The organism is Sphingomonas sp., from assembly GCF_035758555.1.
GTDB lineage: Bacteria > Pseudomonadota > Alphaproteobacteria > Sphingomonadales > Sphingomonadaceae > Sphingomonas_B.
Genome location: NZ_DASTXI010000179.1, coordinates 41,502 through 51,856, shown reverse-complemented (window position 1 = coordinate 51,856; position 10,355 = coordinate 41,502). Strand labels below are relative to the sequence as shown.

The following is a 10,355-nucleotide window of genomic DNA, read 5'->3' as shown; positions in this document are numbered from 1 at the left end:
TGTGGCGTTCATGTTCGCGCGGCGCTCAGCCCTTCCGCAGCGATCCGCTCTGCTTCGGCGCACAGCGCCGGATCGACGGTTGCGCCCGAGGCGGCGGCATTCTCCTCGACCTGCTCGGGGCGGCTGGCGCCGACGATCGCGGACGCGACGTTCGGCTCCTTCAGCACCCAGGCAAGCGCGAACTGGCCGAGCGTGAGCCCGGCTTCGGCCGCGAGCGGTTTCAGCTTCTGCACTGCCTCCAGCACCGGCCGCTGCATCCAGCGATCGACGAACCCGCCCATTTCGTCGGACGTGGCGCGCGTGCCCTGCGGCGGCGGGGCATCGGGCAGATATTTGCCGGTCAGCACGCCCTGAGCGAGCGGCGACCAGACGATCTGCGAAATGCCGTTTTCGCGCGAGAGAGGGATGATCTCCTCCTCCGGCCGGCGCCACAGCAGCGAATATTGCGGCTGGCTGGAAACGAATTTCTCAGCGCCGGCCACCGCCAGCGCTTCGCGGATGCGATCGGCCGGCCATTCGGAAAAGCCGAGCCAGCGGACCTTGCCCCCCTTCACCGCGTCGGTCAGCGCCAGCATCGTCTCGTCGACCGGCGTGTCCGGATCGTGGCGGTGACACTGGTACAGATCGATCGTATCGACACGCAGCCGCTTCAGCGACGCGTCGAGCTGCTTTTCGACCTGGGCGCGGGAGAGGCCGCGGTCGCTCTCGGTCATCGGGAAGAACAGCTTGGTCGCGATCAGATAGCGGTCGCGCGGCACCCCACTCAGCACCTCCCCCAGGAAGCTCTCCGCCGCCCCGCGCCCGTAGATATTCGCCGTGTCGATGAAGTTGATGCCCAGTTCCAGCGCCCGATGCACGCACGCCGCGGCCCGATCGGCACCCACGCCGACGCCGTAGGTGAGCCAGGAGCCCAGCGAAATCTCGGAGACCTGAAGGTCGCTCGAACCGAGCTGCCGATAACGCATGCGAACCGCTCCTGCCTTGCCACCCCATATCGGGCGTCTGCGTTAGCTCAGTCGCAACGCAGCCAAACGCAACCCCGAAAGCGCACGATGAATGGCTTACCGCGATCGTAGTTCACCCGGATAGCCGATGTCGGCTTCCGACCCATAGCGGACGTTGCATCGCTCACCCCTTCGTCACCCCGGCCTTGAGCCGGGGTCCCGCTTCTTCTGATTTTTTGGCCAGCGGCAAAGGATCCAGTCGAACAGATCGTTCCAGTCCGGACTGCCGCGCTCGATCAGCGCGACCTTCCATTCATTGGTCCATGCTGCAAGAACAGAAGAAGCGGGACCCCGGGTCAAGCCCGGGGTGGCGAAGCCTGTTGGGCGGCGGGTTTCGGGTCAGAGGACCGAGCCATGCCCCATGGAGAAGGGATAGCCATCGCGATCGACCCATCGCGCATGGCGCACCACGGCTGATGGCCGTTACTGCGACAGCTTGCCCGTGACGCCCCAGGTGTCGGCGACGACATAGCCGGCCGGCCAGGGGTCGGTGGGGTCGAGCCGGTAATGGTGGTAGCCGGTGATCCAGGCGCGGCCGCGGATTGTCGGGACGATGGCGGGGCGGCCGCAGATCTCGGTGGTTCGGACGATGCGGCCTTCGAACGACGAGCCGATGATCGAGCTGTGGGCCATCGGCTCGCCGACACCGATCTGGCCGCGCGCGTGGAGCACCGCCAGTCGCGCCGAGGTGCCGGTGCCGGTGGGGCTGCGGTCTGATCGGCCGGGCGACACGATGCAGGTGTTGCGCGTCGATTTTCCCGGCCCTTGGAACGGCTCGGCGAACTGGACGATCGAGACGCCGTTGATGCCCGGATTTTCGGGATGCACGACGTCGAGCTGCTCACGGGCGGCGACCCTGACTTTCTCGCCCAGCTCGGCAAGCACGCGCGCATTTTCAGGCGCGACCCTCAGCCCGAACTGCGTCACGTCGACGATCGCGAAAAACATGCCGCCATAGGCGACGTCCAGCGCGACCGCGCCGACGCCCTCCACTTCGATCGTCGCATCGAGCCGGTCGACGAAACACGGCACGTTCTCGAACTCGACCGACACGCACTTGCCGCCCCGACAGGTGGCCGTGGCGCGCACCACGCCGCCGGGCAGGTCGAGCGTGACGATCGTCTCCGGCTCCGTCATGGGCACGATGCCGGTTTCGAGCAGGACCGTGACGATGCACATCGTGTTGGAGCCCGACATCGGCACATATTCGGTCGGCTCCATGATGATCGCGCCGACCTCGCAGTCCGCCCGGGTGGATGGAACCAGCAGGTTCACATGGCGGCTGACCGTCCCGCGCGGCTCGCACAGCAGCAAGCGGCGGATATGGTCGTGCTCGCGCTCCATCGCCCGCATCTTCGCAAACATCGTGTCGCCCGCCGGCGGCAGCACGCCGCCGATGATCACGTCGCCGATTTCCCCTTCGGCATGGCAACCCACCACGGAAATGATCCGTCCCGTCATGCTCTCCCTCGCGGCCCACGACGCAGGCGCTCAGCTGCATCCTGCTTCTCTCGCCAACCCGGCGCTAAACAGTATACGATTTTGGCGCAACCGTGCCGCGAACACCGGCTCAAAAGGGCAGCGGGTGGTTCTGCGCCATCTGCTCGAAACGGCGGGCGCCGCAGGCCCAGGGATCGTCGCGCTCCACTGCGGCGAGCAGCGAGGCGTAGCTGGTGGCGAGCCAGGTCGGCAACGCTGGCGCCCCCTCGCCGGCAGCCGTCTTCCGGCAGGAATCGACGAAAGCATCCGCCTGTGCACAGAGCTTCGGGTCGATGCTCATCCGGCTGTCCGCGGGGTAGCGCTGCTGCGCCTTGTAGCGGAAGGACGAGGGCAGCGGCGCGCTCATGTCCCAGGCGATCGCCGGCATCCTGACGATCGGATAGTCAGAACCGAAGGCGAGCAGATGGGGACCCAGGTCGATCAGCCGGTCCCCCGCCTCCACCCAATAATGGGGGTGCGGCTCGCGGCCCGACTTGAAGCCCTGGACCGCCAGCCGTCCCTGGTCCGGCGTCATCACGAATGCGGCGAACTGTCCGCCGACCAGCACGGCGTCCACACCGGCATCGCGAAGCAACGCGCGGACGCCGAAGGCGGCGAAGGGGCAGCGGCGAAAGAAATCGTCCGGGAATGTTTCGCACAGGCGTGCCTCGACGATGGCCAGGACGCGTTCGATCTCCGCGAGACCGATGGCGCTCATCCAGCCGTAATAGCCGGTTGCAAGCATGACTGCCGCGCCGTCAGCGGCGCGCCAACGTGAATCATTTTTTCGGAACCCCCCGCTCCGGTTTGCCATAGCTAAGCCGGGATTTACCATCCCGTATTGGACAAATGCGACATCCGCGCGCCGAAGTCACGGGAATTGAACCGGTTTTTTGACGCGCGAATCCTATAGCGGCAGGTGAAACACACCAGCTAAACCTATTGTTTTGACTCAGGAAAGGTCCGGCGGGACGAAGCTCAGCCGCGCCTCGACCGAAAACAATAGCCCGGGCGAGTAGAAGCGGAGCGGCCAGTCGCGGCGGCCGCGGTCGCTCAGCAGCAGCGCGTTAACGCGGGTGCAGAGGTCCTGCCCTTCCGTCTCGGCGGCATGCGCGCGGACGGCCGCCAGGAACACCCGCGTGATCGTCTCGTGATAGCCTTCGCTGTCGGTATTCCGGCCGCCGACGCTCTCATTGTAGCGGCGGATGATGCCGGGCAGTTCGGCGTCGAGGTCGATATCGGGCCGCTCGACCACGAGCCAGCTGGTCGCGGCCAGGTGCGCATCGTGCGTCCATTCGGGCCGCGGCAGCGAGCGTGCGAGCAGCCCCCTGCCGATGCGGCGGATCGCGTCGGCGGAGGCGAACAGGCGGGGTGAAAGTGCGGTCATCGGATCGGGCTTTCTCCTGGGAGTGCCCGATCCTTCAGACCGGGCCAGTTAAGCGGCTTTGGGCGCGCTCTGGCGGACGCCCTCATCGACATGCGCTTCGAATTGCGCGAAATTGTCGATGAATTGCTGCACCAGCTTGCGTGCGGTCTGATCGTAGGCGTCCTTGTCCGCCCAGGTGCCGCGCGGATCGAGGATCGACGGATCCACGCCCGGCACCGCGACCGGCACCTTGAAGCCGAAATTCGGATCGGTGCGGAATTCGGCATTGTTCAGGCTGCCGTCCAGCGCCGCGTTCAGCAGCGCGCGCGTCGCCTTGATCGGCATGCGCTTGCCGGTCCCGAATTTGCCGCCCGTCCAGCCGGTGTTGACCAGCCAGCAATCGACGCCCCCCTTGGCGATGCGCTCCTTCAGCAGATTGCCGTAGACGGACGGGTGGCGCGGCATGAATGGCGCGCCGAAGCAGGTCGAGAAGGTCGCCGACGGCTCGGTGACGCCGATCTCCGTGCCGGCGACCTTGGCGGTGTAGCCCGACAGAAAATGGTACATCGCCTGATCGGGCGTCAGCTTCGCGATCGGCGGCAGCACGCCATAGGCGTCTGCGGTCAGCATGATGATGTTCTGCGGAACGGGGCCGAGATTGTCTTCCGACGCATTCGGGATGAAGTCGATCGGATAGGCGCCGCGGCTGTTTTCGGCCAGGGTCGCGTCGTCCAGGTCGAGCTCGCGCGTGACCGGGTCCATCACGACATTCTCGAGCACCGTGCCGAAGCGCTTGGTGGTCGCGTAGATTTCCGGCTCCGCCTCGGCCGAAAGGCGGATCATCTTGGCATAGCAGCCACCTTCGAAGTTGAAGACCGCGGTGTCGGACCAGCCATGCTCGTCGTCGCCAATCAGCGTGCGGCTGGCATCGGCCGACAGCGTCGTCTTGCCGGTGCCGGACAGGCCGAAGAACACGGCAGTGTCGCCGTTCGGGCCGATATTCGCCGAGCAATGCATCGGCATCACGCCCTTCACCGGCAGCAGGTAATTGAGCACGCCGAACACGCTCTTCTTCATCTCCCCGGCATAGGCGGTGCCGCCGATCAGGATCAGCTTTTCGGAGAAATTGACGGCAACGACCGTCTCGCTGCGGCTGCCGTGGCGTTCCGGGTCGGCGCGGAAGCTTGGCAGGTCGATGATCGTGTATTCGGGCACGAAATCGGCCAGCTCATGCGCTTCCGGCCGCACCAGCATCGTGCGGATGAAGGCGTTGTGCCAGGCAAGCTCGTTGATCACCCGGACGCGGACGCGGTGCTCCGGCTGGGAGCCGCCGAATAGATCCTGCACGAACAGCGTCGGCTTGGTCTTCAGCGCGTCGAGGAAATCGGCCTTCAGCGCCTGGAAGTGATCGGGCGTCATGCCGCGGTTGCTTCCCCACCAGATCGTGTCCTCGGTCTCCGCATCGCGGACGATGAACTTGTCGTTGGCGGAGCGGCCGGTGTGCTTGCCGGTGGCGACGACCAGCGGCCCGTCCTTGGCAAGCAGCCCCTCGCCGCGGCGCACGGCATGCTCGATCAGGGGCGCCGTCGTCAGGTTCCAGTGAAGCTCGGCACCGGTTTCGATACCCTGAGAACCAAGCGAATAAGCAGGCGCGCGATCGGCCAAGAGAACCTCCCCAAGCAAAGACAAAGGGCGCGCTCCTGAGGACCAGGGCGCGCTCCAGACACCCCGGCCGATTACTCCCGGGGACCCTTTCCGTCAAATCAACGAGATGGTGAACGGGTTCCCGCACGCGCGCATTCCTCCCCGAGCTTGCTCGGAGAAGGGGGCCGCCGAAGGCGGTGGAGGGGCGGCGGCGGTGAAACCGACGCCGTTGGGGTCGGCCCCTCCACCATGCTTCGAATGGTTCCCCTCCCTTCAGCGTTGCTGAGGGGAGGACCGAAGTGCCAGAGGGTCTATAAGCCGGGTTCTGTCCTCGCGCGAACGCGATGTGCGGCCATTCCTCTCGGGCTGCCGTTGCCGACAGCCTCCAGCAACCAACCCGGGCGACGGGCCGGAACAAGGCCCATATGCCGCCCCTATTCGGTCTTGCTCCCGGTGGGGTTTGCCGTGCCGTTCCCGTTGCCGGGCCCGCGGTGGGCTCTTGCCCCACCCTTTCGCCCTTGCCCGGCCGAAACCGTGGCGGTCTGCTTTCTGTGGCACTGTCCCTGATCCCGCTTGCGCGGAACCGCCGGGCGTTACCCGGCACCGTCGTTCCGTGGAGCCCGGACTTTCCTCGGCGCACCGAAATGCGACGCGGCCGCCCGACCCTCTGGCGGGGCCGGATATAGGTCAGCTCGGCAGTTGCGCCAAGCGTTGCTCCAGGTCCGCCTTCCACGGCGCATCCGCAGGCGCGCGGGCGAGCAGCTCGGTCCAGATCGCGCGGGCTTGGGCGAACTGGCCCGATTGCGCCAGCGCCAGCCCCATGAAGAAGGGCGGCCCAGGATGGTTCGGCGCGATCTCCGCCGCCTTCTGGAACGCATAGGTCGCGGCCGGCGAGACCATGCCGCCGCTATGCACGACCAGCGCGTTGCCGAGCCCGACCCACAGGTCTGGGTCGCGCGGGTTCTGCTTCAGGCCGGACTTGATATAGGCGACCGCCGCGGTCGGCAGTCCGGCGCGCATAGCGCCGTCGGCGGCCATCAGCCAGGACGGGCCGGTGCCGAACCGCTGCTGGCCCATCTGGTTGCGGATTTCGATCTCCGCTTCCTTGGCCTTCGACAGGTCCTCGGGCGGCTTGACCGGATGGTCGGGCAGGTTCGGGCTACCTTGAAGCGCATAGCCGGCAAGCCCCAGCAGCAGCGCCGCCGCGATCGGCTCGAAAGACGAGCGCGGCAGGCGGCCCCATTTCCACAGCGCCCCGCCGGCGATCGCTGCGAGCGCGACGACGATCGCCCAGCCCATCAGCGGTGCCTCCGGAAACGGCCCCGGGCGAGGAGCGCGCCCAGCCCAAGCAGGATCAGCGGCGCGAACCAGAGCGGCCAGGTCAGCGGCTCGACCACGGGTTTGTAGCTGACCCATTGTCCGTAACGGTCGATCAGCCAGCGCCGGATCGCTTCCGGCGTCTCGCCCGCGGCGATCCGGCTGCGCACCATCGCGCGCATGTCGCCAGCGAGCTCGGCGTCGGAATCGGCGATCGACTGCCCCTGGCAGACGACGCAGCGGATCGTCTCCATCAGCTCCGTCGCCTGCGCTTCCTGGCGCGGGTCAGGCAGCTGCTCGTTCGCCCATTTCGCGGCCGGCATGTTGGAATCGGCCAACGCGGGGGTGGCGAGGAGGGCGAGGGCAAAAACGAGGAGAATTCCCCTCCCTGAAAGGGAGGGGTTAGGGGTGGGTGTCGGCCGCAAGCCGAGCGAAGCGCGGCTGCCGAGGGTGCTCGCTCCGCTCGCTACCCACCCCCTGCCCCACCCTAAAAGGGAGGGGAGATTCGGAACGCCCCTCACCGCGCCTTCTCCAGCTGCTCGAGGATTTCCGGCACGTCCTCCGGCCTTATGTCGCCGATGTGCTGGTGGCGGATCACGCCTTTGGCGTCGATCACGAACGTCTCCGGAACGCCCGACGAACCCATCGCGAGCTGCACGCGCGAAGCGGTGTCGGAGCCGATCTTGTCGTACGGATCGCCGTTGCGGGCGAGGAAGGCGGCGACGTCTTCCGGGCGGTCGCGGATCGCAATCGCGTCGATCGTCACGCCCTGCTGCTTCAGCTGCATCAGCACCGGCGCCTCGGCGATGCAGGGGATGCACCAGCTGGCGAAGATGTTGAGCAGCCTGGGCCCGCCACCCTGTAGATCCTTGCTGGAGAAGGCGGTACGGCCCGGTGCGCCGGCGGGCAGGTCGAAGGCGGGGATCGGCTTGCCGATCATCTGCGATTCGATCTGGCGATTGTCAGGCCTGATCAGCCCGAACGCCACCACGGCGAAGAAGATCACGAAGCCGGCGAGCGGCGCCCAGAGCCAGAAACGTTTCATGCCCAGGCGATCCGATCCTGATAGCGCCGTTCGCGGCGCAGGCGGCCGAGCAGCGACAGCGCGCCGCCGAATGCGACCATGCCGCCGCCGAGCCAGATCAAGGTCACGAACGGCTTCCACCACAGGCGGAGCTGCCAACGTCCGTCCTCGTCCTGCTTGCCGAGCACCGTGTAGAGCTGGCCGTCCCATTTGGTCGAGATCGCGGATTCGGTGGTCTCGGTCGGCGGGTTGGGCCAGCTGCGCGATTGCGGCTTCAGCACGAAGGGCGTGCCGCCGTTCCGAGAGGCGGTGAGCGTTGCCTCAAGCGCCGTCCAGTTCGGGCCCGCAATCGGCTCGATATCGTCGAGGCGGACGCTGAACGGACCGACCTGCCTGGTCTCGCCGATCTTCGCTGCGACGAGAGTCTCCTTGGTGAACGCGCTTTCGCAAGCCATGCCGGCAAGGGCGACTGCGATGCCCAGATGTGCAATCACCATGCCCCAGGTGAAGAGCGGCGTGCGCCTGAGATTGCGGCCCCAGAGCGGTGCGAGGCTGGCCGCGCCGACGCCGATGGCGAGGATGAGCCCCAGCGTCGGCAGCACGCCGATGGGTGGTGCGAGGGTGACGACCAGCAGCAATATGATCGCGGTGCCGAGGATCGGCAGCGCCAGCCGGTTCAGCACGATCCGGAACCGGTCGCGTCGCCAGCGCATCAGCGGCCCGGCGGCCATCACCACGACCAGCAGCAAGGCAAGCGGCCCGGCGGCGCTGTTGAAATAGGGTGGGCCGACCGACAGCTTCTCGCCCGACAGCGCCTCGACGAACAGCGGATAGAGCGTGCCGACGAACACGATGCCGAGGATCGCGGTCAGCAACAGGTTATTGACGACCAGCGCGCCTTCGCGGCTGACCGCCTCGAACTGCGCGCCTTCCTTCACGGTCGAGACGCGAAGCGCGAACAGCGCCAGCGCGCCGCCGATATAGATGGCGAGCAGCGCCAGGATGAAACTGCCCCGCTCCGGATCGACCGCGAAGGCGTGGACCGAGGTCAGGATGCCGGAGCGCACCAGGAACGTGCCGACCATCGACATCGAGAAGGCGACCACCGCCAGCATCACCGTCCAGGCGCGGAGGGAATCGCGGGTCGCGAGCACGGTCACCGAGTGGAGCAAAGCGGTCGCCGCCAGCCATGGCATCAGCGACGCGTTCTCGACCGGGTCCCAGAACCACCAGCCGCCCCAGCCCAGCTCGTAATAGGCCCAGTAGCTGCCGGCAGTGATGCCAAGCGTCAGCAGGATCCAGGCGCCCAGCACCCAGGGCCGCATCGCGCGGGCGAACGCAGCGTTCACTTCGCGCGTGACCAGTGCCCCGACCGCGAAGGAGAAAGCGACCGACAGCCCGACATAGCCCAGGTAGAGCGTCGGCGGGTGGAAGGCGAGGCCCGGGTCCTGCAGCAGCGGGTTGAGCCCCTGCCCGTCCGCCGCCGGAATCGGCAGCCGCTCGAACGGGTTGGACGAGAATAGCAGGAACGCGAAAAAGCCGAGGCCAATCGCCGCCTGTGCCGCCAGCGTAGCGATCAGCATCCGTTCGGACACGCGCCGTTCGAAAATCGCGACCGCCGCGCCAGCGACGCCCAGGATCGTCACCCACATCAGCATCGAGCCTTCGTGGTTCCCCCAGGTGCCGGCGAATTTGTAGAGCAGCGGCTTCATCGAGCTGCTGTTCGCCGCGACCAGCTTCACCGACATGTCCGAGGTGACGAACACCGCGATCAGCGCAGCGAAGGCGAGCAATGTCAGCAGACCCTGCACGATCGCCACAGGGCGCACGATCGCGCCCGCTTCCTCGCGGCCGGGCGTCAGCGCGACAGCGCCCATGATCAGCTGCAGCAGCGACAGCGCCGCCGCCAGCCACAATGCCGCCAGCCCCCCTTCCGCGATCATCGCTCCAGCGTCTCCGTCTTGTGCTCGACCTGCCCGTCCTTGCGCGCCAGCTCGGGCGGCATGTAGCGCTCATCGTGCTTGGCGAGAATCGTGTCGGCGACGAACACCCCGCCGGGATCGAATGCGCCTTCGGCAACCACGCCGCTATTCTCCTTGAACAGATCGGGCGGGAAGCCGCGGAAGCGCACCGGCGTCTTCGCGCCGCCGTCGGTGACGACGAAGTCGATCGTCACCCCGTCGGGCTGGCGCTCGATCGACTTGTCTTCGACCATGCCGCCGAGCCGAATGTGCTTGCCGGCCGCGACCGGGTTCTTCTGCAGGTCTGCGGGCGAATAGAAATAGGCGGCCTGGTCGCGCAGCGCCGAGGCCGCAAGCAGCCCCGCGCCGATCAGCGCCGCCAGCGCAAGCAGCGCCAGCGTCAGGCGTTGGTGCTTTGCTTTCATGAAGAAATGCCGCTCGTCCCGAGCGAAGTCGAGGGGCGCTTCTCCGAGTCTGTGCCAGCGCCCCTCGACTGCGCTCGGGACGAGCGAGAAGTGGAGAGCGCCTCTGCCTGCTTCTCCGCGCGAACCATCCGCAGC

General features: G+C 67.0%; 10 protein-coding genes and 1 other RNA gene. All 11 read right to left on the bottom strand.

Annotated elements, in window-relative coordinates:
• Window positions 1–8: 8 nt before the first annotated feature.
• Window positions 9–965: an aldo/keto reductase family protein gene (locus tag VFT73_RS10645; RefSeq protein WP_326410786.1), complete on the bottom strand. Its 957-nt coding sequence runs from the start codon at window positions 963–965 to the stop codon at window positions 9–11.
• 462 nt (window positions 966–1,427) lie between these two features.
• Window positions 1,428–2,465 carry a proline racemase family protein gene (locus VFT73_RS10640; protein ID WP_326410784.1) on the bottom strand — a complete coding sequence of 346 codons (1,038 nt, stop codon included), beginning with the start codon at window positions 2,463–2,465 and terminating at the stop codon, window positions 1,428–1,430.
• A gap of 109 nt (window positions 2,466–2,574) precedes the next feature.
• The gene (locus VFT73_RS10635; RefSeq protein WP_326410781.1) at window positions 2,575–3,228 is read right to left on the bottom strand and encodes a hypothetical protein; all 654 of its coding nucleotides are present in this window, start codon (window positions 3,226–3,228) and stop codon (window positions 2,575–2,577) included.
• Between the two features lie 207 nt (window positions 3,229–3,435).
• Window positions 3,436–3,870: a hypothetical protein gene (locus tag VFT73_RS10630; RefSeq protein WP_326410779.1), complete on the bottom strand. Its 435-nt coding sequence runs from the start codon at window positions 3,868–3,870 to the stop codon at window positions 3,436–3,438.
• A gap of 48 nt (window positions 3,871–3,918) precedes the next feature.
• Entirely contained in the window at window positions 3,919–5,514 is a 1,596-nt protein-coding gene (locus VFT73_RS10625; RefSeq protein ID WP_326410777.1) for a phosphoenolpyruvate carboxykinase, read from the bottom strand.
• A gap of 277 nt (window positions 5,515–5,791) precedes the next feature.
• Window positions 5,792–6,164: RNase P RNA component class A (gene rnpB, locus VFT73_RS10620), an RNA gene on the bottom strand.
• Between the two features lie 16 nt (window positions 6,165–6,180).
• A complete protein-coding gene (locus VFT73_RS10615) occupies window positions 6,181–6,792 on the bottom strand; it encodes a tetratricopeptide repeat protein (RefSeq protein ID WP_326410775.1) in 612 nt (203 codons plus the stop codon).
• Entirely contained in the window at window positions 6,792–7,133 is a 342-nt protein-coding gene (locus tag VFT73_RS10610) for a cytochrome c-type biogenesis protein (protein ID WP_326410772.1), read from the bottom strand. Before VFT73_RS10610 ends, VFT73_RS10615 begins: the two co-directional genes overlap by 1 nt.
• 194 nt (window positions 7,134–7,327) lie before the next feature.
• Window positions 7,328–7,855: a DsbE family thiol:disulfide interchange protein gene (locus VFT73_RS10605; RefSeq protein WP_326410770.1), complete on the bottom strand. Its 528-nt coding sequence runs from the start codon at window positions 7,853–7,855 to the stop codon at window positions 7,328–7,330.
• The gene (locus tag VFT73_RS10600; RefSeq protein WP_326410767.1) at window positions 7,852–9,777 is read right to left on the bottom strand and encodes a heme lyase CcmF/NrfE family subunit; all 1,926 of its coding nucleotides are present in this window, start codon (window positions 9,775–9,777) and stop codon (window positions 7,852–7,854) included. The genes VFT73_RS10605 and VFT73_RS10600 overlap by 4 nt, the downstream gene beginning before the upstream one ends.
• The gene (ccmE, locus tag VFT73_RS10595; protein WP_326410764.1) at window positions 9,774–10,220 is read right to left on the bottom strand and encodes a cytochrome c maturation protein CcmE; all 447 of its coding nucleotides are present in this window, start codon (window positions 10,218–10,220) and stop codon (window positions 9,774–9,776) included. The genes VFT73_RS10600 and ccmE overlap by 4 nt, the downstream gene beginning before the upstream one ends.
• Window positions 10,221–10,355 lie beyond the last annotated feature (135 nt).